Raw genomic sequence first — 282 nt, 5'->3', positions numbered from 1 at the left:
GAGACGCGGGCAACCAGAAACTCCACGCCTGGCCGTTCAGTAAGATAATAAGCCTGCTCACTTATAAAGCGGCCCTCGCCGGCATCCGGGTGGTCAAGGTGTCGGAGAAGAACACCAGCACTACCTGCCCGGCGTGCGGTGAAAGGGGCAAGAAAGCCCGCGTGCATCGGGGGCTGTTCGTCCACTGCGGTGTCGTACTGAACGCCGATCTGGTAGGCGCATATAACATTCTGCAAAGGTATCTCCGTGAGTCCGGTCTGGCACTGCCGGACCGGTCGGGAG

Annotated in this window: 1 protein-coding gene; it reads left to right on the top strand. The window is 60.3% G+C overall.

From position 1 onward, the window contains the following. A partial coding sequence (locus JDF658_RS13940; RefSeq protein ID WP_143312030.1) for a zinc ribbon domain-containing protein occupies nucleotides 1-282 on the top strand: 282 nt, incomplete at both ends.

Origin of the sequence: Carboxydocella sp. JDF658 (genome assembly GCF_002049395.1) — a bacterium.
Lineage (GTDB): Bacteria > Bacillota.
This window is presented reverse-complemented; position numbering and strand designations above follow the sequence as displayed.